This is a genomic window from Paraburkholderia elongata (assembly GCF_013177735.1).
Classification (GTDB): domain Bacteria; phylum Pseudomonadota; class Gammaproteobacteria; order Burkholderiales; family Burkholderiaceae; genus Paraburkholderia; species Paraburkholderia elongata.
On the sequence record NZ_WOEZ01000258.1, the window covers coordinates 1 to 21,734 of the forward strand.

Genomic DNA, 21,734 nt, shown 5'->3' on the forward strand with positions numbered 1-21,734 from the left:
GGGCAGGGGCTACCGGCACGGGCGGCGGCGGAGGCGGGCGCGGGATGGCCGTATCGGGCACCTCGGTCCACAGTTCGGCTTCCGCGCCGGCCGGCGTGCTGTTCTGCCATTGAATGCCGTGGTAGAGGAAGAATCCGAGCAGCGCATGCATCACCAGCGCGAACGCAAAGGCTCGCCCGGTGCCGCGTTCACGCGGTGGCTGGAGCGGGTATTCGGAATTCTTGCGGATCATTGCGATTTGACGAGCAATCCAACGCGCTTGACGCCCTGAGCTTTCAGCTCGGACATCACATTCATCACGACTTCGTACTTCACGGTCTTGTCGGCAGCGATCACGACCGGCTGGTCGGGATGCGATTGCGCGCGCTCGGCGATGAAGCTGTGCAGGTCGGCCTTGGTCATGCCTTCCTGCTGCTGCGCGCCCGCGTCATCCTTGTATTTGACGCTCATGTTGCCGTCTGCGCGAATATTGACGATCACAGGCGGCGTTTGCTGCTGAGGCGCGGCGCCGCCGACGGTCGGCAGATTGACGATCGACGGGGCGACGAGCGGCGCGGTCACCATGAAGATCACGAGCAGCACGAGCATCACGTCGATATACGGCACGACGTTGATGTCGGCCATTGCGCGGCGCGAACGGCTACCGCGCATGCTGGAGGAAGAGCCTGCCATCGTGGACTCCTTACTGTGCCTGACGCTGCAAAATGTTCGAGAACTCTTCGATGAAGGTCTCGAAGCGGATCGCCAGACGGTCGATGTCGTGCGCGTAGCGGTTGTAGGCGACCACGGCCGGAATCGCGGCGAACAGGCCGATTGCAGTGGCGGTCAGCGCTTCGGCAATGCCTGGTGCGACGTTCGCAAGCGTAGCCTGCTGCACGTTGGCGAGGCCGCGGAATGCATTCATGATCCCCCACACCGTGCCGAACAGACCGATATACGGGCTGACCGAGCCGACCGACGCGAGAAACGCCAGATTTGCCTCGAGCACGTCCATTTCACGCTGGAACGCGGCGCGCATGGCGCGGCGTGCGCCGTCGAGAATTGCACCCGAATCGTTCAGGCGCTTTTCCTTGCCCTTCAGGAATTCGCGCATGCCGGACTCGAAAATCCGTTCCAGTGCGCCGATCGCGTAGCGGTTGTTCGCGGCGCTCTGATAGAGCGCCTGCAGGTCGCCGCCTGACCAGAAATCGCGTTCGAAGCGTTCAGTTTGCGCGCGCGCCCGGCGGATCGCAAACCACTTGCGGAAGATGAAAGTCCACGACAACAGCGACAGCAGAAGCAGCAGCGCCATGACGGCTTGCGCCAGCAGGCTCGCATTAAGTACGAGGGAGATGATCGACAGATCTTGTGTAGTGTTCATAAAGGTTCGTTTTAACGTCCCGGAAGGGGGCGTCCGGCTGCAAGGTCACTCGAAGCTTGCCGTGAGCAAAACGGAAGCATCGGCGATATTGCAAGCCGAACCATGCTTTGTGTTGCTTGATCGATACGAGTTCACTGGCCCCGTAACAACGGGGTTCAGTCGTTGTCCGTTGACATGCCACCGCCGCTCACACTCGGCCCGCGCCGCAAAGCAGCGAGAACCGGTGGAGGAATCGCGGCCGGCCGCAGCGCTATGCGGTCGACGCAGCCGACCCGGATGGAGCCGCAAGCAAGCAGCGTGCCGTCACGCCACGCTTCCTGTGCAAAATCGACGGATGCGCGGCCGAGACGCTCGATTCGGCTTACCACATTGACGACATCGTCGAGCCGGGCCGGCGCCCGATAGTCGACTGCCGTGCTGCGGACGATGAAGATTGCGTCCTTTTCGTCGGCGAGCCGGTTCTGGTCGACGCCGCACGCGCGCAACCATTCGGTGCGCGCCCGCTCAAAAAATTTCAGGTAATTCGCGTAAAACACGATGCCGCCGGCGTCGGTATCTTCGTAATACACGCGAATTGGCCACGTGAAGCCGATTTCCGTGCCGGGCTGGCTAGTCGACATATTCATGCGGCGCATTTTACCGGAACGCACACCCCGAGGTCTGTTTCAAGATGTGCGCCCCGTCCGGCGGGCCTTAGCCGGGATTTCAGCCGCGATGAACCGACAAAGCGGAGAACGATTGGGCCACCGGCATCAGTTCGATCGTGTTGATGTTGACGTGGGCAGGCCGGGTGGCGATCCAGTAGATCGAGTCGGCGATATCTTCGGGTGTCAGCGGTTGTACGTTCTCGTACATTTTGGACGCTTTTTCGTCGTTTCCGCGGAAACGCACGTTCGAAAACTCGGTGCCGCCGCACAGGCCCGGCTCGATGTCGGTCACGCGCAACGCCGTGCCGGCCAGATCGGCACGCAGATTCAGACTGAACTGGCGCACGAACGCCTTGGTGGCGCCATAGACGTTGCCGCCCGCGTACGGCCAGTTGCCGGCCGCCGAACCCAGATTGAAAATGTGGCCGCGGTTGCGCTCCACCATGCCGGGCAGGAGTGCATGCGTGACCTGCACGAGGCCCGTGCAGTTGGTCTCGATCATGGTGTTCCATTCGTCGAGGCTCGCCTTTTGCGCCGGCTCGACGCCGAGCGCGAGGCCGGCGTTATTGACGAGCACGTCGAGCGCGGCGAAATCGGCGGGCAGCGAGGCCGGCACAGCCTCGACGGCGGCGCGGTCGCGCACGTCGAGCTCATACGGCAGAAGGGCGTCGCCAAGTTCGTCGGCGAGTGCCTGCAGGCGGTCCTTGCGGCGCGCGGTGGCGACGACACGATGACCGCCCTTGACGAAAGCGCGAGCGATAGCGGCGCCGAATCCCGCGGACGCTCCGGTGACGAACACGATCATTGCAGTTCCCTGGTTGGTAAAAGAGAAAGGTCCCAAGCCTACTTCCAATGCGGCGCTGCGGCAAGGATGAACCAGCCGTACAAATGGCTGCGGCAAGGACGCGGAGCGGGTTCCGGGCGCGTTTTCATCAGACGTTTGTGCGCCGCTCGCAGCGGCGCCACAACTGGCTTCGCGAGCGTCCGCCGGCCCGCCAGGAAGCCGGTTGCCTATTCGATCCTCTTCCAATAAACTAACGCGCTCATCCCTGCGTGACTGGCGATAGAACCGGTTCAAGCAATCGGGTTCAAGGTGGAACAACCCACCGTGAAGCGCAGGGTGCCGTTTTGCCGTTCGCCTGGGCAGCCGTGATCCGCGCGCATTTATCTGCGCTGGCGGTGGCTGTCCTGCCTCGCGTGTGCGGCGACTCTCCATCCGCCACGTCAGGGCTGGCCCAGCCGCCAGCAGCGCCGCGTACCCTCTACGCAAGATTCGGCGCACGATCCGGTCAACCTGAACACACTCAACGGAATCCGTATGTTTGACAGAGCCCAAAGCACCATCGCCAACGTCGATCCTGAACTCTGGAAGGTCATCGAGCAGGAAAACCGCCGTCAGGAAGAGCACATCGAACTGATCGCGTCGGAAAACTACACGAGCCCGGCCGTGATGGCTGCGCAGGGCTCGCAACTCACCAACAAGTACGCCGAAGGGTATCCGGGCAAGCGCTACTACGGCGGCTGCGAGTACGTCGACATCGCTGAGCAACTGGCGATCGACCGCGTCAAGCAACTGTTCGGCGCCGAAGCGGCCAACGTGCAGCCGAACTCCGGCTCGCAGGCGAACCAGGGCGTGTTCTTCGCCATGCTCAAGCCGGGCGACACGATCATGGGCATGAGCCTCGCGCACGGCGGTCACTTGACGCACGGTTCGCCGGTCAACATGTCGGGCAAGTGGTTCAACGTCGTGAGCTACGGCCTGAACGAAGCCGAAGACATCGATTACGACGCGGCTGAAAAGCTCGCACAAGAGCACAAGCCGAAGCTGATCGTGGCGGGCGCCTCCGCATTCGCGCTGCGTATCGATTTCGAGCGCATGTCGAAGATCGCCAAGTCGGTTGGCGCGTACTTCATGGTCGACATGGCGCACTATGCCGGCCTGATCGCCGCGGGCGTCTACCCGAACCCGGTGCCGCACGCCGATTTCGTCACCACCACCACGCACAAGAGCCTGCGTGGCCCGCGCGGCGGCGTGATCCTGATGAAGGCTGAGTTCGAAAAGCAGATCAACTCGGCAATTTTCCCGGGCATTCAAGGTGGTCCGCTGATGCACGTGATCGCCGGCAAGGCGGTCGCGTTCAAGGAAGCGCTGTCGCCGGAGTTCAAGGCGTACCAGCAGCAAGTCGTCGAGAACGCGCGCGTGCTGGCTGAGACGCTGGTCAAGCGTGGCCTGCGCATCGTCTCGGGCCGCACCGAAAGCCACGTGATGCTGGTCGACCTGCGCGCGAAGAAGATCACCGGCAAGGCAGCGGAAGCTGCGCTCGGCGCGGCGCATATCACGGTCAACAAGAACGCGATTCCGAACGACCCGGAAAAGCCGTTCGTCACGAGCGGTGTGCGTCTCGGCTCGCCGGCCATGACCACGCGTGGCTTTGGCGTCAAGGAAGCGGAGCAGGTGGGTAACCTGATCGCCGACGTGCTGGACAACCCGGAAGACACAGCCACGATCGAACGTGTGCGTGCGCAAGTCGCCGAGCTGACCCAGCGCTTCCCGGTTTACCGCTAAGCCGCCATGCACTGCCCCTTCTGCCGTCACGCCGATACGCAAGTTGTGGATTCCCGCGTATCCGAAGACGGCGCGACGATTCGCCGGCGCCGCCGCTGCCCGGCCTGCGACAAACGTTTCACGACGTATGAGCGGGTCGAGCTGGCGTTGCCGTCGGTCGTCAAGAAGGATGGCAGCCGCACGGAATTCGATCGCCGCAAGATCGTTGCGAGCATGCAACTGGCGCTGCGCAAGCGCCCGGTGGCAGCGGACGCGATCGACGCGGCAGTCGCCCGCATCGAGTATCAACTGCTCGGCAGCGGCGAGCGCGAGGTGCGCAGCGAGCGCCTCGGCGAACTCGTGATGAACGAGTTGCGTGCGCTCGATACAATTGCCTATGTTCGTTTCGCCTCTGTTTACCGGCGCTTCGAAGACGTTTCCGAATTCGAGGACGTGATCGAAGAATTTCGCCGCGCCTCTTCTCCTCCCAAGCCGTCCCGCAAGCGCTGATTGCTGTCGCGCCTGAAGCTGCGTTCCAGCTTCTGTTTTCCGCTGCGTAGGTTCGCGCATCCGCATCTCCGCTCCCGTTATGGTTCGTCACGCGTGCATTTTTGCGCGGGATAGCGTCTGAGTGCCACCTGGCCATTCGGCCGATTGTTGACCCGCTGGCGAGTCGCTAGATTGGCTGCATTCTTTGAAACGATCAGGGATGCAGATGAAATGGGATGCAGTCTGTTTGCGGCCGCGCCGCGGCTTTACGCTTGTCGAAACACTGGCTGTTGTCGCGCTGCTGGCGGTAATCGCGGTGATGGCGACGCCGTCGTTCGTGGCGTGGCACCTGCGGGACCAGGTCGACGCACGTGCGAAAGCGCTTGCCTCAACGCTCGCCTATGCGCGCAGCGAGGCATTGCGCCGCGGTACTCGCGTCACGGTGTGCCGAATCGACGCGGCGCGGTATTGCCTTGCCGCAGGGCAAGCTTGCGGCAACGGCGTCACCGACTGGTCGTGCGGCTGGGCCGTATTGGCCGAACGAGGTGGCACGCTCTCGCTACTGCGCGCGCATCCTTTGCTCGCAGCGGTCAGCATCACCGGGACGCAGACAAATCTCACGTTTACGCCGCCGGCGGGGCAGTTGATCGGTACCTTTCGCAGCTTTGATATCGCGCCGCGCGTCCCGTCGCAAGCGACTCAGGGCGACAAGTGGCGGCGCTGCATCCGCATCGCGGCGGGCGGGCGCGCGCGGATTGTCGAGGGCGCGTGTGGAGTGGCGTCGTGAGCCGATATCCGTCGAACCCATGGGAGCGCAGCTGCCCAGCAATGCGCTCAACAAGGCATAGAGGCAGTTCGCTGATCGAAGTGATGCTGGCCGTTACCCTGATGGCAGTGACGGCGCTCGGGTTGATCGCCGGCCAATTGTGGACTGCGCGTGCAACGGCCCTGTTGCCGCACGGCGAAGCGTCGGTAGGGGAAAGCAGTGGTGTGTCTGCCGCACGTGTCACGTGGACGGCCCTGCGTGACATGCCGCGCGCCGACGATGTCATCGACAAGCCCGAGTCGTGCGGTGGTGCGGATGTTCCCGCAGGCTCCTCATGCGTTGCGCTGGCGTTCGCGAAATGACGAAGCGTTTATATATCGTGCGTGGCCATACGCTCGTCGAGTTTGTGATCGCCATTGCGCTGGGACTGGTGGTGACCGCCGGCGCGGTTTCGCTCTATACAACTCAGCGTACCGTGTTCGAGCGCGCGAGCGATGCTATGCGGATCCGCGAAGCCGGCCTGACCGCGCTTACGCTGATGGGCCAGCAACTTCAAATGGCCGGCTTCGTGCCCGCGGACGTCATGAGGTTCAATCGTCCGCCACCCTTATTCGGCTGTTCGGGGGGGCGCCCGACCGGTGCGGACGACAGCATTGCCTGCGAGGCGTTGCCGAGCCGCTCGGACGGCATCGTGGCGCGTTATGTCGGGGACAACGTTTCGACGTGGCCGTCAGCGACCGGCCAATCGACCGATTGCCTCGGCCAGGCTGTAACGAACAACAATGCGGCGCTCGGCGGGCAGGGCGTGTTGGTGGTCAACCGATACTTCGCGAGAGTCTGCGGGTCGACGGGCGAGCCGGAACACTACTGTGAAGGCAATGGCAAGGCGGGCTCCGCGCAGCCGTTGGTCGAAGGAGTCGAGCGCATGCGACTCAAGTACTGGCCGGCGGGCTGACCGCTATAGACGCGTCGGCGCTGACGGCCGGTCAATGGGCAAAGATCGTCGCCGTCGATCTCTGTGTGCCCGTGCGCGGTGCTCCGCAAGGAAGGCGTGTGCGCTATGTCGATTGCGATGGCGTGAGCGCGCTTGGCGCCGACATGCGGGCGCGGCAGGCTTTCTGGCGGCGGGTGGCGATACGCAATCACGCGGAGGATTCCCTGTGACAGGAGGACTTTGCGATCCAACGTACCGAGGGTCGTCGAAACGTTTGATACGGCTTATCCGTACCAGTCGTCGATCATGCGTTCGCAATCGCGGTACCGTCCTGCCGATCGTCCTGCTGATTTCCGCGATGATGTTGACCACCTCCGCAGCCTGGTTCGAAACATCGCTTGCAGCGGCGCGCGGTGCCAGCAACGTGCGCGACTATTTGCAGGCATTTCATGCCGCGGATTCGGCGCTGACCTTGTGCGCTCGGAGCGTGGTCGCCGCGGCAGCTTTCGAGCCGCAGCCAGTGGCGTCGCTCTCACCCGGCGAGCCGACGCAATGGAAGCATGAAGCCGCCTTTGAAGCCGGCGCCGTCGCGCCTGTCGCGCAATGGCCCGGATCGCTGCGTGCGCCGCAATGTTTGATCGAAGCGTGGCGTCTGGGCACTCGCGCCGATGCCCGAGCCTACTTACTGACCTCGCGTGGCTTCGGCCGGACGAGAGAGTCGCAGGTTTGGTTGCAGATGGAACTCGTGATCGCAGGTGAGCGGATCGAGCGCCATTGGCGTCGCGTCGCCGCACGCCCATTTTGACGGGAGGTTCATGACGAGGCCGCACACATCCGCATTTACGCTACTGGAACTGATGATCGCGCTGGCGATAGCCGCCACGCTGGCCGTGTTTGCCGTGCCCTCGTACCGGAGCCATGTCGCGCGAACACACCGGATCGACGCGGCATCCGCCCTTTATCGGGCAGCGCAATTCGTCGAGGGAGCGGCGGACGATGGCACGGCGACATTGCCGCCGGGTCTGGATCAGGCGCCGCAATTCGGCACGCCAATTTACCGTCTGCAGGTGCTGCCGGCGGACGACGCAAACGGTGGCTATTCGGTAGAGGCAGCGCTACTGGAGAACGAGCGGACTGGGGAATCAAAACGCAATGGCACGCAAATAGACCGTTCTTGCACCGCGTTTCAGTACCCGCTGTCAACATCCCTTTCCTTGTCGTCGGTAGACGTGGCGGAATCGTGCTTCATCTGCTGCCAGATTCGATACGCTTCCCAGCCGGCAAGCGCGAGGCTGCCCCATTTGAGCGCGGGTTTTGTACCCGCTGCAAGCGTCGCGCGCAGCGGCTTGGCCAACAGCAGCGAAGCGATCGAACTGATGATCGGATATTGTTTGAGGAGCGCGCCGATGCTCCCTGCGTTGAGGAAGCGCGCCTTCGATCCGCTACCCATGCGCACGCCACCGAAGCCCGGCAGAATGAATTTGAGCCAGCTGAAATGCGTGACTGCCTGCCGAAATTCGATGGTCGCCTGAGCGAGTTCCATTCGCTCGACATCCGCGCGCACCAGCAGCAATTCCTTGCGCAGCGCTCGCATATGCGGCGCACTCAGATCTTTGGCCCGGTAGCGATTGTTGCGGAAAGCGGTATCGGAGTGGGGTTGGCTCATGGCGTGTCGGCGGCAGTGGAAGTGGGGCGGTAAAACAGTGCTGCAAACCGCTCGGGGGTGTTGGCGAAGTACTGCAAAAGGCGCAGGGCGTTTGAGGCACGCCTATGAGCCCATTACGCCTGCCGTATCACGGTTTGCGGAACACTTCGCGGTCTTTTTCGAACTCAGCAAGGGTGGCTTCGAACACCATTGGGGCATTGCGCAAACCGCTGCGCGCTTTCAGTGCACAGGCTAATCCCGCAAAGGCATAAACCACCGTGATGCCGGCGAGCGCTTGCCATCGGTAGGTGTCCCAGAACGCGATGGCGATCAGCGCCGTCAACGCGATCAAAGCCATCGTCGCGAGCATCATGGCAGCGAGGCCGAGGAACAGCACGCCGATCAAACGATCTTTTTCTTCGGCGAGTTCGATGCCGGCCAGTTCAAGCCGTGTTTGCATAATGGCAAATAGGGATCCGATGATGCGGCGCAACGGACTATGTTCGCCGTGCTGCGATTGTGTTTCGATCGTCATGGCTTTGGGCGTTGCGCGTGAAGGCCTAACTGGCGCGTGAAAACGAGCGCGCCAAGAGAAGCGGACCGGCCAGACGTGCGCCGGTCAACTTGATTCGCTGGTGTGCCGGACGCAATGCGCCGCGGCGGCGTCACCAGCGTCAGCAGTGTCGGCGGTGTTACTTGCGGTTGATCAACAGCCCCAGCAATACGCCGGCGCCCGCGGCGATGCCGATGGATGCCCACGGGTGCTCATGCACGTAATCGTCGGTGGCGCGTGCGGCCTTCTTGCCTTTTTCGACCACCACGACCTGTACGTCAGCCGCCTTTTCCTTAGCCTGCTTCAGACGCGTAAGCGCCGTTTCACGCAGTTCCGAAGCGCGCTCGCCAGTGGCGCTCGCGGCCTGTTTCAGCAAATCTTCGGCGTCCGCGAGGACGGTTTTGATATCCGACATCAATCTCTCCTTGTTGACTTCCGACATTGACAGCTCCCCTTCGTCTCACGCCACGCGTGAATCGTAACCAAAGAAACGGCCGCTGGCGAGCGCAGTGCTCGGTTCATGAAAATAAACGCACGAACCGTTCCCGGTTGAAGCAAAGTCTTAAAACTCCACCTTTGCGGCACCACGCAGCAAAGTTTGCCTAAGATGGAGTTGATCTGTCCCGCAAAGTTTCCACTAAATTGGTGAAAATTACAAAAACGCATAAAGTAGTGACGCGATGTTGGTTCGATGTGTACGGTCATTCCCGTATGCTGTAAGTTTGCCAGGCGCGCTTTAGCGCGGCGCCGCGGGCGAATGCTCGCGCGGAATGTCCGAACACAACCAAGGAGCTGCAACATGAGTCTACGTCTTGGCGATATCGCACCGGATTTCGAACAGGAGTCGAGTGTCGGCCGCATCAAGTTCCACGAATGGCTGGGCGATAGTTGGGGCGTGCTGTTCTCGCACCCCGCTGATTTCACGCCGGTCTGCACGACCGAACTGGGCTTGACGGCGAAACTGGCCAGCGAATTCGAGAAGCGCAATGTGAAGACGATCGCGTTGTCGGTCGATAGCGCCGAGTCGCACAAGGAATGGATCAAGGACATCAACGAGACGCAAGCTGCCAATGTCGGCTTCCCGATCCTCGCCGACGGGGACCGCAACGTCTCCGAGTTGTACGACATGATTCACCCGAACGCCAATGAAACCTTCACGGTCAGGTCGCTGTTCGTGATCGATCCGAAGAAGAAGGTGCGTTTGACCATTACATACCCGGCCAGCACCGGGCGCAACTTCGATGAAGTGCTGCGCGTGATCGACTCGCTGCAACTCACCGACAACCACTCGGTCGCCACGCCCGGCAACTGGAAGCAGGGCGATGACGTGGTGATCGTGCCGTCGTTGAAGGACGAAGAAGTCATCAAGCAGAAATTCCCGAAGGGCTATAAGGCGCTGCGTCCGTACCTGCGTATGACGCCGCAGCCGAACAAGTAAGCGGCTGATGGGTTACGCAGCGCGCCGTTAGCTTCAACGCGGCGCCGCAATGAAAAAGGCCAGTTCAAAAAAGAACCGGCCTTTTTCATTTCCACGTTTTCTATTTTCCGATTTTCCATTCAGCGGCTAAGACAAAACGCCGCTATCAAGGAATCAGCGCATCAGAAAAACGCCTGAATCCCCGTTTGCGCGCGCCCGAGGATCAGCGCGTGAATGTCGTGCGTACCTTCATAGGTGTTCACGACTTCCAGATTGACCAGATGCCGCGCGATGCCGAACTCGTCCGAGATACCGTTACCGCCGAGCATGTCACGCGCGAGCCGTGCAATGTCCAGTGCCTTGCCGCACGAATTGCGCTTCATGATCGACGTAATTTCGACTGCGGCAGTGCCTTCGTCTTTCATGCGGCCGAGACGCAAAACGCCTTGCAGGCCGAGCGTGATTTCGGTTTGCATGTCGGCGAGCTTTTTCTGGATCAACTGGTTTGCGGCGAGCGGCCGGCCGAACTGCTTGCGATCCAGCACGTATTGACGCGCCGTGTGCCAGCATGCTTCAGCCGCGCCGAGCGCGCCCCAGGCAATACCGTAGCGCGCCGAGTTCAGGCACGTGAACGGACCGCGCAAGCCGCTGACTTCGGGGAAGCGGTTCTCTTCCGGCACGAACACCTCGTCGAGCACGATCTCGCCGGTGATCGAAGCGCGCAAGCCCACCTTGCTATGGATGGTCGGCGTCGACAGCCCCTTCCATCCCTTCTCGAGAATGAAGCCGCGGATCGAGTCCTTGCCATCCTCCTCGAGCTTCGCCCACACGACGAACACGTCGGCGATCGGCGAATTGGTGATCCACATCTTCGAGCCCGACAGCGAATAGCCGCCGCCGACCTTTTTCGCCCGGGTGATCATGCTGCCCGGATCGGAGCCGTGGTTCGGCTCGGTCAGGCCGAAGCAGCCGATCCATTCGCCGGTGACGAGCTTCGGCAGGTACTTCTGCTTTTGCGCTTCCGAGCCGAATTCGTAAATCGGCACCATCACGAGCGACGATTGCACCGACATCATCGACCGGTAGCCGGAATCGACGCGCTCCACTTCCCGCGCGATCAGACCGTACGCCACGTAGTTCAGACCGGGGCCGCCGTATTGCTCGGGAATCGTCGGGCCGAGCAGGCCGAGTTCGCCCATCTCGCGGAAGATCTCGATGTCGGTCTTCTCGTGACGGAACGCTTCGAGCACGCGCGGCTGCAGCTTGTCCTGCGAGTAAGCGGCGGCGGCGTCGCGCACCATGCGTTCGTCTTCGGTGAGCTGCTGATCCAGCAGCAACGGGTCTTCCCAGTGAAACTGCGCGGCCTCTGCCATGACGTATCTCCTGATTCCTTAGCTTGGCTAAAACGTGTTTGAGCTTGACTTAAGTTCCGCTATGCGAAACAATGTTTTGCAAACCACGTCCGAGTGTATCACCACATGACGCCCATATCTACTCTCTCCGAACCGCTCGACGAGCGCAAATTCGTCGTCGCCCTCGCACGGGGGCTGGACTTGCTGCGCGCGTTCAAACCGGGCGAAACGATGCTCGGCAATCGCGATTTCGTCGAACGCACGGGTTTGCCGAAGGCGACCGTCAACCGTTTGGCCTACACGCTGACCATGCTCGGCTATCTGCGGCTGGACGAAACCCTGGGTAAATATGCGCTCGACGCCGGCGTGCTGTCGCTAGGTTTCGCGTTGCTCTCGGGCACGGACACGCTCGAACTCGCGCGCCCGCACATGCGTACCCTCGCACGCGAAGTGGGCGCGGCAGTGTCGCTCGGATGCCGCGACGGCCTCGACATGATTTATCTGGAGACGATCCGCAGCGAAACCGCGCTGACGCTTGGACTCGCCTCCGGTTCAAAACTGTCGATGCTGACGAGTTCGATGGGGCGCGCGTATCTGGCGGTGCAGCCGTTGGACGTGCGCGCCGCATTGCTGGTCGAGCTTAAGAAGGCCGCCGGCAAAGAGGGCGCTGTATTGCTGGCTGATGCCGAAAAGGAAATCGAAGCCTTCGCGCAGGAACGCTGCTGCTATTCGTTTCGCGCGTGGCACGACGACGTGAACGCGGTTGCAGTGCCGTTTCGCGAGCCGCGTGAAGGCCGCTGGCTGGTGTTGAGTTGCAGCGGGCCGGCGTCGTCGATGGGGGAGGAGGTGTTTCGGGAAAACGTGGCGCCGCGCCTGAAGGCGCTGGCGCGCCGCCTGGGGGATACCGGTTGAAGCGCCTGGCAGCTAAACGCAAGCAAGCTAACTCAATCACGCCGCCCGATCATGATAATGCGCAGTGAACAACGGCCCTTGCACGAAGCGCACATCGTACTGCTGCAGCGCGAGGAACTGCGGCTCATCCACCACCCGATTGAAGATTAGCGGAACCCGCAGCCGGCTCGCATAGCCGACTAGCGGCTTCACCATCGCATCGCGCAACGCGATCGCCGCATCCATCTTGATGAAGTCGAGCCGAGCCGTTTCCGATACCGACAGAATTTGCCCCGCGTTCGACAGATTCCCCGCCACCTTGAAACCGTAGCGCTGATAGCTCGTGGTCAGATAGCCAAGGAACGTCTTATGCGCGACCGCTGCCGCCGGCAACTCGATGACCACGCGCGACGGGTTCAGCCCGAACGACACCAGCACGCTCGAGAAATGCCGTCCGTGGTCGTACTTGACACTCTTGAGCAGGCGCTCGTGCACCCGCAGAAACAGCAGCCCGTGACGCTGCGCGCCGAAGAAATTGATCGCGTGCAGTGCGCGTGACATGCGGTCGAGCGCGACCAGTTCCTGATCGTCGGCGACACGGTCGAAGGGATCGAAGACATCAAAGGGCTCGCCGTCGAGACGCCGCGTGACCGCCTGAAACCCGAGTTCATCGCCGAAACGATCCACGCCTTCGGCGCCCGACGACAACGACTGCGCCAATGCATGCACGCTGATATCGAAGATCGGCTCATAGGCACTGGCGAGCTCGAAGCCGTCGAACTGCGCCAGCGCGACCTCGCTATGCACGCCTGTTCCCATCACCAGGTGTTCGCCCAGAAACGGGTGATCGGCGGCGCGGGCAATCAGGTTGGGGATGGTCGGCGGAATCATGTAGGCGAATGGATGGCGATAGGTGCGCGCTCGGCGCTCGGCAACGCGACTCGGTTGCCGCATGCACTGATGGTAGCAGTCCGCGCCGCGCGCACTTGAACAAAATGCTCATAACGTTATCGGCCGAACGCTTGTCACCACGGGCTGCTGGGGGTTTCGCGACGAGATTTCAGGGTATACGCTAATTTCACTATGCGTAATTAGTTTTACCATACGTAAATTGCGGCGCGACTGCGATGCCGGTGCTGTGCTCCGCGTTGCTGGTGATTGCGCTGGACGCGGCAGCGCGGCAGTCCATCCGGGACGCGGGCGGCCTGAGACAGATAGCGCACGCCGACAGATCAAGTATCAAACGGAGAACCTTGCATGGATACCCCAACCCGCACACCGAATACCGCCAGCTCGCGGCTCGAAATCGAGCCAGGTTATCAGTCGGGATTCGCGAACGAGTTCGCCACGGAGGCCTTGCCGGGCGCGCTGCCCGAAGGCCGCAATTCGCCGCAACGCGCGGCCTATGGCTTGTACGCCGAACAACTGTCGGGCACCGCATTCACTGCGCCGCGCGGACACAACCGCCGCTCGTGGCTGTACCGGATTCGTCCGGCGGCGGTCCACAAGCCGTTCACGCAATTGCCCTCGGACCGGCTCGTCGCCAACTTCGCCGAGGTGCCGCCGACGCCGCCTAACCAGCTGCGCTGGGACGCATTGCCGATGCCTACCGAGCCGACCGATTTCGTCGACGGCTGGGTGACGATGGCGGGCAACGGTTCAGCCGAAGCGATGAACGGCTGCGCGATCCACCTGTACGCAGCGAATCGCTCGATGAAGGACCGCTTCTTCGACAGCGCCGATGGTGAATTGCTGATCGTGCCGCAGGAAGGCCGCCTGCATATCGCCACCGAAATGGGCCAACTCGATATCGAGCCGTTCGAGATCGCGGTGATCCCGCGCGGCGTGCGCTTCGCGGTAAGCCTGCCGGACGGCAACGCGCGCGGCTATATCTGCGAGAACTTCGGTGCGTTGCTGCGTCTGCCGGATCTCGGCCCGATCGGCTCGAACGGCCTTGCCAATCCCCGCGATTTCCTCACGCCGCATGCCGCGTATGAAGACCGCGAAGGCGACTTCGAACTCGTCGCCAAGATGAACGGCAACTTGTGGCGCGCGGATATCGGCCATTCACCGCTCGACGTGGTGGCGTGGCACGGCAATTACGCGCCGTACAAATACGATCTGCGCCGCTTCAACACGATTGGTTCGATCAGCTTCGACCATCCGGACCCGTCGATCTTTCTGGTGTTGCAATCGCAAAGCGATACGCCGGGCGTCGATACGATCGACTTCGTGATTTTCCCGCCGCGCTGGCTCGCGGCCGAAGATACGTTCCGTCCGCCCTGGTTCCATCGCAATGTCGCGAGCGAATTCATGGGCCTCGTGCACGGCGTGTACGACGCGAAAGCCGAGGGCTTCGTGCCGGGCGGCGCGAGTCTGCACAACTGCATGTCGGGTCATGGGCCGGATGCGGACACCTTCGAGAAAGCGTCGCATGGCGATACGTCGACGCCGAAGAAAGTCAGCGACACGATGGCCTTCATGTTCGAAACGCGCACGCTGATCAAGCCGACCCGTTTTGCGCTCGAAACCGCGCAATTGCAGGCGAATTACTACGAGTGCTGGCAAGGTCTCAAGAAACACTTCAACCCGGAGCAACGATGAACGCATTGAGCGATCTTCAGGCGACGCTCGATCCGTCGCGCAAGAGCTGGGTCGAATCGGCTAACGACTCGACCAACGATTTTTCGATCCAGAACCTGCCGTTCGGCATTTTCAGCGACAAGACCAACGCCGCGCGGCGCGTGGGCGTAGCGATCGGCGATGAGATCGTCGATCTGAGCGTCCTCAAGTCTGCCGGCTTGCTCAAGCTCCCGATCGCCACGGCCGATCAATTCATCGCGATGAAAGACCGGGCGTTCGAGCAGGACACCCTCAACGATTTCATCTCGCTTGGCCGCGATGCATGGCGCAGCGTGCGCATCCAGCTGAGCAATCTGCTGGCGCGCGAAACCGCGACCTTGCGCGACGACGCCGCCTTGCGTTCGAAAGCGCTCGTGCGTCAGGCCGATGCGCAACTGCATCTGCCCGTGCAGATTCCGGGCTACACCGATTTCTACTCGTCGAAGGAGCATGCGACGAACGTCGGCTCGATGTTCCGCGATCCGAAGAATGCGCTGTTGCCGAACTGGTCGGAGATGCCGATTGGCTACAACGGACGCGCATCGTCGGTGGTGGTGAGCGGGACGCCGGTGCGGCGGCCCAACGGCCAGTTGAAACTGCCGGATCAGGAACGTCCGGTGTTCGGCGCATGCCGCAAGCTGGATATCGAATTGGAGACCGGTTTTGTGATCGGCAGCGGCAATACATTGGGCGAGCCGATTGCCTGCGCCGATGCCGAAGCGCACATCCTCGGCATGGTGTTGCTGAACGACTGGAGCGCGCGGGATATTCAGCAATGGGAATACGTGCCGCTCGGTCCGTTCAATGCGAAGACATTCGCGACGACGATCTCGCCGTGGATCGTGACGCTCGACGCGCTTGAACCGTTCCGCGTCGAGCAGCCGACGCAGGAGCCGCAACCGTTGGCGTACTTGCGCCACGACGGCAAGCACGCGTTCGACATCTCGCTGGAAGTGACACTACGGCCGCAAACGGCCACGCAGGCAACCACGATCTCGCGGACCAACTTCAAGCACATGTACTGGACGATGGCGCAACAGCTCGCGCATCACACGGTATCGGGCTGCAATACGCGGGTCGGCGATCTGATGGGTTCGGGCACGATCAGCGGCCCGACTGCCGACTCATGCGGCAGCCTGCTCGAGTCCACATGGAACGGCAAGAATCCGTTGGAATTGAAGGAAGGCGGCACACGAGGATTTATCGAAGACGGCGACGAACTGACATTGGCCGGCTGGTGCCAGGGCGATGGCTACCGCGTGGGCTTTGGCACGTGTGTTGGGGAGATTTTGCCCGCACAGAAGTAACGGCGCGCAACGAAGCCCTTGGTTGAAGGATGGACCGCTCCGGCGAGCACGCAGTGCGAGGCGGGATGTGAGACTGCCTTGTCACTGACGCCGAATGTGCGGGAACACAGATTCCAGATGCTCCACTGCCTCCTCCAAGCCAGGAGACCCGCTTAAGAATTAGCGGTTTGAGCCGCTTTCTTTTGCCTACTTTTCTTTGCGGCAGGCAAAGAAAATAACAGGTACGAAGGCCATATGGGACGGAATTTTCACGGAAATTATCGTCCGCTACCCCCAGTTTTACCCCCGCCCGTATTTATAAAAAAATCAAACCGGAATTTTTTAAATTCCGCCTGTGCCGCCGGTCCTGCGACCCCGGACAACGGAACCCGCGCGCCGTCCTGCCCTGGACGGTTCCGGCCCGTCTCTGAGGCATCGCACCACGGCGACTATATCGCCGGTTCAACGCCATCGATACGTCAAGGGCGGCATGGCCAACCTTTCCCATGGCGCGTTGCTTTCGCGCTTCCCCGATACGTTGCGCTTCCGTTGATGGGCGCGGTACGCGGCGGGGCCAACCGGTGACGCCCGACCTGACTCAAACCGTTCGCCCATCACCGGAAGGGTCCGTTACTCGGTCATAAACGGGCGGGCGAACCGGAGAAGCGTGAAGTTGTCGTGATGTACGCGATAGCAGTCGCGAAGGTCTCATGCCGACCCTGAACGGCCTCGTGGACGAATCGGCCAAGTGTCCGATAAGAACCTGACTCCGGTCTCATGTCTGACCTCGCCGGCTGCCGCGTTTGCCCCGGCCGGTCCTGGAATCCCTCACACCAAGGGCCTTCCTGTTGCTACCGAATGCTCGAATGCTCCGTACTTTCCAACCGCGAATTCCCCTGACCTTTACGGCAACGCACGGTTCCACCGCGCTTACCGCTCGAGCGGTGCTGGCTACGGTGTCGATCCCCACGCCGTTCCGCCAACCCAACCATCTTCGTGCGCTTGCGCACAGACCAAACCGCCGGCGCACGACAGTTTACCGCTCGAGCGGTGCTGGCTACGGTGTCGATCCCCACGCCGTTCCGCCAACCCAACCATCTTCGTGCGCTTGCGCACAGACCAAACCGCCGGCGCACGACAGTTTACCGTTTGATCCGAGGGGCGTGCTTTCCAGCGAGTCATGGTTGCTGAGCAAGCATCCGCTCGCCTAACCGCAATTCGCACTGGTCCCATAGCTGACGGGGGCGTCGGCACCCCACGCAAGATCCTTACTGGGGGCTGTAATGAAATTGGCATATCGCCCGGATATCGATGCCCTGCGAGCCGTTGCCGTTCTGGCAGTCGTCATATTCCATCTCGATCGAAACGTATGTCCCGGCGGATTCGTGGGGGTGGATGTTTTTTTTGTGATCTCCGGCTATCTGATCACCGGTCAGATTTATCAAGGCCTCGCTGCCAAAGACTTCACGCTCAGAGGCTTCTATAGAAGGCGCATCAACCGTCTGATGCCGGCGCTGCTGGTGATGCTTGCCTTCGCGCTCGTCGCAGGGCTATTCCTTCTCTCTCCATTCGACCTGACGCGCCTAGCCAAATCCGCAGTCCTGTCGGCGACAGGTTTTTCGAACGTCTACTTATGGAAAGAGTACGGAAATTACTTTTACAGCGGCAGCGCAGAAGCCCCATTGCTTCACACCTGGTCCCTAGCGGTCGAGGAGCAGTTCTACCTGATCTGGCCGCTCGTCTTGATGGCGCTCTGTCGTCTGCCAAGGCGCTGGCTGATTCCCCTGCTGAGCGTAAGCCTATTGGTGTTCATCGTAGTGTCGGAATTGGGCGTTCGTTACGCGACGAGCGCCGCCTATTTTCTGCTGCCAAGCCGTTTTTTTGAACCCTTGACAGGCGCCCTGCTCGCCGTGATCGTCGCGAACCTCGACGGCCGGCGGTTTCGCGCTGCCCCGTCGAGTGCGTGCGGGATAGTCGGTCTGCTGATGATTGCATGGTCGTGCGCCACGTTGAGCGAGGCGACGCTATTCCCCGGCTTTAACGCACTACCGCCCACAGTGGGCACGGCGCTCCTCATCATTGGCGGACTCAACCGGAACAGCCTGTCCTTCAGGATGCTAGCCGTCAGGCCCCTTGTATTCATCGGTCTCATGTCCTATTCGATCTACCTCTGGCACTGGCCGATCATCGCCTACCTGAGCTATTACGGCGTCAAGCTTGACACGACGGGTGCCCTCGCGGTTCTCGCCTGCACCCTGGTGCTTGGCTGGGCATCCTGGCGCTTCGTCGAAAAGTCGTTCCGGCGCTCGGGAAGCGCCTTGGCCTCGCGCGCATTTTTTGTCAGGCGTTACGCCACGCCGGTTCTCGGCCTGTTGGCGGTGCTGACGGTGTGCATGACATTCAAGGGGTTTCCGCAGCGCTGGGACCAACAGGTACTGGCGTTCGACGGCATTGTGTCGACCAAGCCAAACGAGGTGCGGGCAGGATGCCATGTGTCGACGCAGCAATACGATACGCCGCCCAAGGGCTCGTGTGTGCTCGGCGACAGGTCGAAGAAAGTGGAGGGTTTATTGATCGGAGATTCTTACGCTAATCACTTTACCGGCATGATCGACATTCTGGCCGCGCACGATGGCATTACGCTTCAGGACTACACAATGGATGGCTGTGAACCGATCATCGGCTTCTCCAATCTCAGGCAGGCTTCGTATGCGGATAAATGCAGGTCGCGGACCGCCTTCGACTATCGTTTGATCGGCAACGGTCATTACAAATATGTGGTGCTGGCTGCGCACTGGCCGGAGGACGATGACGGCACTGTCGCGGAAGCGATGAAGCAATCTGTCGACAAGGTGCTGGCCTCCGGATCGAAGCTTGTCATCGTGCTAAGCAACCAGACAATTAGCGCCGCGGCAACTTGCCCGGTCCGAAAGCTGATGTACGCGTCAGACCGGAATTGCGCGGTGCGAGACGTTCCCGTTCAACCGGGTTACCTCCGCGATATCCAGAAGAGTCATCCCGAGATCACGTTCATCGATCCGAACGCCGTGATCTGCGACGGGAAGCAATGCAGCCCGATCGTTGCCAACGTGCCTCTCTATCGGGACGATGGTCATCTTAACGAAGTCGGGTCGCGGCTGATCGGTACCCTACTGCTCCAGCGAGGCGTCTCTTTGATTCATTCGGGCGCGGCGGAGAACGCGACGAAGGTCGCAAAAGGGCCGACGTGAGTGCCGACGTGAAGGGTTGACAGTGGAAGTGGTCACCGCGCTGCGCTTCGGGCGTCGGAACTGACATTGAAACCGACAATTAACCCACGTAAAACCGCCATCGAAAAGTGACGCCTCGCTGGCGCCTGCTCAATGCCCCGAAAGCGATTTGAGCATGGCGCGGCCAAATCGACCGGGGCAACGCCTCAGACAAAAAAATCCGTTTCTTGATGTCACACCACGAGAGTTTGCCGTCTTATGCCTTGCTGGCTGGATGGAGCCACATCAAGTTGACGGATAGGATAGGCGCGCCTGGCAAGCGACTGGCCGCGCCCGGCCGTCGCCGGACAATGGATCGGTCGGGCCAACGCCTTAGAGCCGGCAGGGATTCGTACAAAACGGTCGGATGAGCCGCGCCTTCAGTTCCGAGGTTTGCTGGCTTGGCGACGCCTGTTTTACGGCCCCGGGAAAGGCATTGCGAAGTATCGGGCTTCGGCTCAGTCAGGAATCAGCGGGGCCGATAAATCTCGCTTGGACTATTACTGACACAAAGGGCGGCGTGGGACGCGTGAGCAGACATTCGCCCATGGCTTGCGGCGGTCTGCTCCTGGCCGATACTGTTGAAAAAGTCGCTGTATGACTTTTGCAATTCGCTCGCAAAAAAATCGACCTCTCAGATCGACCTACAAACCGCTCTCGAACGCCGGTTAAGGGTAAGAAGACCCCTGAAAACGTCGCGAGAAAAACGGTCAGCGACTTTTTCAACAGTATCGGCCGCTGGTTGCCTATGGCGACCGGCTGATGGCGACGCAAACCCGATGAAAACACTCAGGAGTGGCCGCCGCGCGGGGAGCCGTCCGTCGTTGTCGTCGGCAGTGGTGGAGCGCGGAAAGGTCCGACCCGCGAATGCCGCGCCCGCCATCCCGTAGATGCCTGGAAACCGCTCGCGGGGCTCGGGTGATACCAGCCATGTCCAAAACCCGCCAGCGGTTTCTACGGGCCTTAAGGTGAGCTTTTTCGGGAGCGGCGCACGATCACACAGTCTGCGCATCGATTCGTCACGCGATGCTCTCGCCGTGGCTCACTTTGGTGAAGACTGGCGTGAGCGTATCAAGCGGTTCTCCACCGCGACGAGCCGCTCATTGATGAGTTTTCATTTGGTTGCCTCAAGCCGCTCGCGCAGCCAGTCGGTCACGGTAGCTTCCGGCGGAAAGCCGTATTCGAGTAGCACGATCCGGATATCGTTAAGCACCTGTTGAACCGCGTCGTACACGTAACGCGACACGTAGTTCTCCTGATCCTGTCCGAACGCCGTCCCTACGTCGATGTCAATCAGCGCGAGGCGCATGCGACCCAGCAGCTCGCGCTGTGAGAGCGTCAGGTTCCTGTCACGCAGGGTGCGCGTGGCGTCTTCAGCCAGCCGCTCACGCTGCCGTGACTGCAACTGCGCGATACCCTTCAGGGTTTCATGTTTCATGATTTGGTCCCCGTTGTCGTGCCGGTCAAAGCGGGCGTGTGATTACTGGTCGCCTGTCCGATTGCGCGCTGCAATCTACGCGAGCAGTAGTGCGACCGGTTCAGGCCAAGGCAAAGACTCTCCCATGCCGTGGATCGACAATACGCATTTGCCAACGATTTTCTGTGCGCTGTTACGCATTGGACGATAGCGCCGGACTGCCGAACTTGCGGGGTTCCCCGCGCGCCTTCGCCACACGTCCTGATCGCTGTTCGGCGCGTGGGCGGGACATGATTTCTTGGGATTGGCGTTGTTACTGCTTCGGTGTCGCGGGCGGGCGTTTCAGCAGACCAACCTCAAGCGCGAGTTCGCGACCGACGGTGAAGACGTGGATGCCGCGCGTTGTCTTGACGGTGACAAGCTCTTCATCGCGACTCTCGATGACCACGACCCGCAGGCCTGCCTTTGCCAGATCGGCGAGCACCTGCGCATACCTGCTGGCCGCATCCGTCATGTGGACCTCCCCGGTTTCCGGGTTTGATAGTCCGCGATTATGCGCGCG

The 21,734-nt window shown here is 61.3% G+C and carries 21 protein-coding genes, 3 pseudogenes and 1 riboswitch; of the genes and pseudogenes, 12 read left to right on the forward strand and 12 right to left on the reverse strand.

Annotation, left to right across the window (positions count from 1 at the left end; all coding sequences use genetic code 11):
• The 5 genes and pseudogenes from GNZ13_RS43370 to ydfG all read right to left on the reverse strand — a co-directional run.
• A pseudogene (locus GNZ13_RS43370) lies at positions 1-232 on the reverse strand (cell envelope integrity protein TolA); the annotation flags it as partial.
• Positions 229-672: a protein TolR gene (gene tolR, locus GNZ13_RS43375; protein ID WP_172176613.1), complete on the reverse strand. Its 444-nt coding sequence runs from the start codon at positions 670-672 to the stop codon at positions 229-231. The pseudogene GNZ13_RS43370 and the gene tolR, both read right to left, overlap by 4 nt.
• A gap of 10 nt (positions 673-682) precedes the next feature.
• Positions 683-1,360, reverse strand: a complete 678-nt coding sequence (gene tolQ, locus GNZ13_RS43380) for a protein TolQ (RefSeq protein ID WP_172176615.1) — start codon at positions 1,358-1,360, stop codon at positions 683-685.
• A 155-nt stretch (positions 1,361-1,515) separates the two neighbouring features.
• The gene (gene ybgC / locus GNZ13_RS43385; RefSeq protein WP_172176667.1) at positions 1,516-1,995 is read right to left on the reverse strand and encodes a tol-pal system-associated acyl-CoA thioesterase; all 480 of its coding nucleotides are present in this window, start codon (positions 1,993-1,995) and stop codon (positions 1,516-1,518) included.
• Positions 1,996-2,065: 70 nt separating this feature from the next.
• Positions 2,066-2,812 carry a bifunctional NADP-dependent 3-hydroxy acid dehydrogenase/3-hydroxypropionate dehydrogenase YdfG gene (gene ydfG / locus GNZ13_RS43390; RefSeq protein WP_172176617.1) on the reverse strand — a complete coding sequence of 249 codons (747 nt, stop codon included), beginning with the start codon at positions 2,810-2,812 and terminating at the stop codon, positions 2,066-2,068.
• A gap of 238 nt (positions 2,813-3,050) precedes the next feature.
• Positions 3,051-3,159, forward strand: a riboswitch (ZMP/ZTP riboswitch).
• A gap of 166 nt (positions 3,160-3,325) precedes the next feature.
• Between ydfG and glyA the strand changes: the two genes are divergently transcribed.
• The 7 genes and pseudogenes from glyA to GNZ13_RS43425 all read left to right on the forward strand — a co-directional run.
• A complete protein-coding gene (gene glyA, locus GNZ13_RS43395; RefSeq protein WP_172176619.1) occupies positions 3,326-4,573 on the forward strand; it encodes a serine hydroxymethyltransferase in 1,248 nt (415 codons plus the stop codon).
• A gap of 6 nt (positions 4,574-4,579) precedes the next feature.
• Complete coding sequence (gene nrdR / locus GNZ13_RS43400; RefSeq protein ID WP_027799387.1) at positions 4,580-5,062, forward strand: transcriptional regulator NrdR; 483 nt, start codon at positions 4,580-4,582, stop codon at positions 5,060-5,062.
• A 199-nt stretch (positions 5,063-5,261) separates the two neighbouring features.
• A complete protein-coding gene (locus GNZ13_RS43405; RefSeq protein WP_407945699.1) occupies positions 5,262-5,828 on the forward strand; it encodes a GspH/FimT family pseudopilin in 567 nt (188 codons plus the stop codon).
• A gap of 41 nt (positions 5,829-5,869) precedes the next feature.
• Entirely contained in the window at positions 5,870-6,169 is a 300-nt protein-coding gene (locus GNZ13_RS43410) for a type IV pilus modification PilV family protein (RefSeq protein WP_172176621.1), read from the forward strand.
• Positions 6,166-6,971, forward strand: a pseudogene (locus GNZ13_RS43415) (PilW family protein). Before GNZ13_RS43410 ends, GNZ13_RS43415 begins: the two are co-directional and overlap by 4 nt.
• Positions 6,972-7,099: 128 nt before the next feature.
• Positions 7,100-7,546, forward strand: coding sequence for a pilus assembly PilX family protein (locus GNZ13_RS43420; protein WP_172176623.1), 447 nt, complete (start codon positions 7,100-7,102; stop codon positions 7,544-7,546).
• A gap of 10 nt (positions 7,547-7,556) precedes the next feature.
• A pseudogene (locus GNZ13_RS43425) lies at positions 7,557-7,865 on the forward strand (type IV pilin protein); the annotation flags it as partial.
• A gap of 62 nt (positions 7,866-7,927) precedes the next feature.
• On the opposite strand, the gene GNZ13_RS43430 reads toward GNZ13_RS43425, so the two are convergent.
• The 3 genes from GNZ13_RS43430 to GNZ13_RS43440 form a co-directional block, all read right to left on the reverse strand.
• Positions 7,928-8,407: a DUF3318 domain-containing protein gene (locus tag GNZ13_RS43430; RefSeq protein ID WP_172176625.1), complete on the reverse strand. Its 480-nt coding sequence runs from the start codon at positions 8,405-8,407 to the stop codon at positions 7,928-7,930.
• 127 nt (positions 8,408-8,534) lie between these two features.
• Positions 8,535-8,921: a phage holin family protein gene (locus GNZ13_RS43435; RefSeq protein WP_172176627.1), complete on the reverse strand. Its 387-nt coding sequence runs from the start codon at positions 8,919-8,921 to the stop codon at positions 8,535-8,537.
• Between the two features lie 157 nt (positions 8,922-9,078).
• Positions 9,079-9,381, reverse strand: coding sequence for a DUF883 family protein (locus GNZ13_RS43440; RefSeq protein ID WP_028198798.1), 303 nt, complete (start codon positions 9,379-9,381; stop codon positions 9,079-9,081).
• A 357-nt stretch (positions 9,382-9,738) separates the two neighbouring features.
• Between GNZ13_RS43440 and GNZ13_RS43445 the strand changes: the two genes are divergently transcribed.
• On the forward strand, positions 9,739-10,377 hold the full coding sequence (locus GNZ13_RS43445) for a peroxiredoxin (RefSeq protein WP_172176629.1): 639 nt from the start codon (positions 9,739-9,741) through the stop codon (positions 10,375-10,377).
• A gap of 161 nt (positions 10,378-10,538) precedes the next feature.
• Here the strand turns inward: GNZ13_RS43445 and GNZ13_RS43450 are convergent, their stop codons facing one another.
• Positions 10,539-11,729: an acyl-CoA dehydrogenase gene (locus tag GNZ13_RS43450; RefSeq protein WP_172176631.1), complete on the reverse strand. Its 1,191-nt coding sequence runs from the start codon at positions 11,727-11,729 to the stop codon at positions 10,539-10,541.
• Positions 11,730-11,834: 105 nt separating this feature from the next.
• Here GNZ13_RS43450 and GNZ13_RS43455 point away from each other — a divergent pair, with 105 nt between their 5' ends.
• Positions 11,835-12,620: an IclR family transcriptional regulator gene (locus tag GNZ13_RS43455; protein WP_172176633.1), complete on the forward strand. Its 786-nt coding sequence runs from the start codon at positions 11,835-11,837 to the stop codon at positions 12,618-12,620.
• Positions 12,621-12,656: 36 nt separating this feature from the next.
• Here GNZ13_RS43455 and GNZ13_RS43460 read toward each other — a convergent pair whose 3' ends face one another.
• Positions 12,657-13,490, reverse strand: a complete 834-nt coding sequence (locus GNZ13_RS43460; RefSeq protein ID WP_172176671.1) for an EAL domain-containing protein — start codon at positions 13,488-13,490, stop codon at positions 12,657-12,659.
• Positions 13,491-13,856: 366 nt separating this feature from the next.
• On the opposite strand from GNZ13_RS43460, the gene hmgA reads away from it, so the two are divergent.
• From hmgA to GNZ13_RS43475, 3 genes are all read left to right on the forward strand, one after another.
• Positions 13,857-15,203: a homogentisate 1,2-dioxygenase gene (hmgA, locus tag GNZ13_RS43465; protein WP_172176635.1), complete on the forward strand. Its 1,347-nt coding sequence runs from the start codon at positions 13,857-13,859 to the stop codon at positions 15,201-15,203.
• A complete protein-coding gene (fahA, locus tag GNZ13_RS43470) occupies positions 15,200-16,528 on the forward strand; it encodes a fumarylacetoacetase (protein WP_172176637.1) in 1,329 nt (442 codons plus the stop codon). Before hmgA ends, fahA begins: the two co-directional genes overlap by 4 nt.
• Before the next feature lie 1,262 nt (positions 16,529-17,790).
• On the forward strand, positions 17,791-19,737 hold the full coding sequence (locus GNZ13_RS43475) for an acyltransferase family protein (protein ID WP_172176639.1): 1,947 nt from the start codon (positions 17,791-17,793) through the stop codon (positions 19,735-19,737).
• A 1,132-nt stretch (positions 19,738-20,869) separates the two neighbouring features.
• On the opposite strand, the gene GNZ13_RS43480 is transcribed toward GNZ13_RS43475, so the two are convergent.
• Complete coding sequence (locus tag GNZ13_RS43480) at positions 20,870-21,193, reverse strand: hypothetical protein (RefSeq protein WP_172176641.1); 324 nt, start codon at positions 21,191-21,193, stop codon at positions 20,870-20,872.
• Positions 21,194-21,485: 292 nt separating this feature from the next.
• Positions 21,486-21,686, reverse strand: a complete 201-nt coding sequence (locus GNZ13_RS43485) for a hypothetical protein (RefSeq protein ID WP_172176643.1) — start codon at positions 21,684-21,686, stop codon at positions 21,486-21,488.
• Between the last annotated feature and the right edge of the window lie 48 nt (positions 21,687-21,734).

Excerpts from the sequence above, each read along its gene's own strand:
- ydfG (WP_172176617.1), bottom strand. The coding sequence starts at position 2,812 with ATGATCGTGTTCGTCACCGGAGCGTCCGCGGGATTCGGCGCCGCTATC.
- GNZ13_RS43440 (WP_028198798.1), bottom strand. The coding sequence starts at position 9,381 with ATGTCGGAAGTCAACAAGGAGAGATTGATGTCGGATATCAAAACCGTC.
- GNZ13_RS43485 (WP_172176643.1), bottom strand. The coding sequence starts at position 21,686 with ATGACGGATGCGGCCAGCAGGTATGCGCAGGTGCTCGCCGATCTGGCA.
- fahA (WP_172176637.1), top strand. The coding sequence starts at position 15,200 with ATGAACGCATTGAGCGATCTTCAGGCGACGCTCGATCCGTCGCGCAAG.
- GNZ13_RS43455 (WP_172176633.1), top strand. The coding sequence starts at position 11,835 with ATGACGCCCATATCTACTCTCTCCGAACCGCTCGACGAGCGCAAATTC.
- nrdR (WP_027799387.1), top strand. The coding sequence starts at position 4,580 with ATGCACTGCCCCTTCTGCCGTCACGCCGATACGCAAGTTGTGGATTCC.
- GNZ13_RS43420 (WP_172176623.1), top strand. The coding sequence starts at position 7,100 with ATGATGTTGACCACCTCCGCAGCCTGGTTCGAAACATCGCTTGCAGCG.
- GNZ13_RS43450 (WP_172176631.1), bottom strand. The coding sequence starts at position 11,729 with ATGGCAGAGGCCGCGCAGTTTCACTGGGAAGACCCGTTGCTGCTGGAT.
- GNZ13_RS43410 (WP_172176621.1), top strand. The coding sequence starts at position 5,870 with ATGCGCTCAACAAGGCATAGAGGCAGTTCGCTGATCGAAGTGATGCTG.
- hmgA (WP_172176635.1), top strand. The coding sequence starts at position 13,857 with ATGGATACCCCAACCCGCACACCGAATACCGCCAGCTCGCGGCTCGAA.
- GNZ13_RS43480 (WP_172176641.1), bottom strand. The coding sequence starts at position 21,193 with ATGAAACATGAAACCCTGAAGGGTATCGCGCAGTTGCAGTCACGGCAG.
- GNZ13_RS43430 (WP_172176625.1), bottom strand. The coding sequence starts at position 8,407 with ATGAGCCAACCCCACTCCGATACCGCTTTCCGCAACAATCGCTACCGG.
- GNZ13_RS43460 (WP_172176671.1), bottom strand. The coding sequence starts at position 13,490 with ATGATTCCGCCGACCATCCCCAACCTGATTGCCCGCGCCGCCGATCAC.
- GNZ13_RS43475 (WP_172176639.1), top strand. The coding sequence starts at position 17,791 with ATGAAATTGGCATATCGCCCGGATATCGATGCCCTGCGAGCCGTTGCC.
- GNZ13_RS43435 (WP_172176627.1), bottom strand. The coding sequence starts at position 8,921 with ATGACGATCGAAACACAATCGCAGCACGGCGAACATAGTCCGTTGCGC.
- GNZ13_RS43405 (WP_407945699.1), top strand. The coding sequence starts at position 5,262 with ATGCAGATGAAATGGGATGCAGTCTGTTTGCGGCCGCGCCGCGGCTTT.
- ybgC (WP_172176667.1), bottom strand. The coding sequence starts at position 1,995 with ATGCGCCGCATGAATATGTCGACTAGCCAGCCCGGCACGGAAATCGGC.
- GNZ13_RS43445 (WP_172176629.1), top strand. The coding sequence starts at position 9,739 with ATGAGTCTACGTCTTGGCGATATCGCACCGGATTTCGAACAGGAGTCG.
- glyA (WP_172176619.1), top strand. The coding sequence starts at position 3,326 with ATGTTTGACAGAGCCCAAAGCACCATCGCCAACGTCGATCCTGAACTC.
- tolR (WP_172176613.1), bottom strand. The coding sequence starts at position 672 with ATGGCAGGCTCTTCCTCCAGCATGCGCGGTAGCCGTTCGCGCCGCGCA.
- tolQ (WP_172176615.1), bottom strand. The coding sequence starts at position 1,360 with ATGAACACTACACAAGATCTGTCGATCATCTCCCTCGTACTTAATGCG.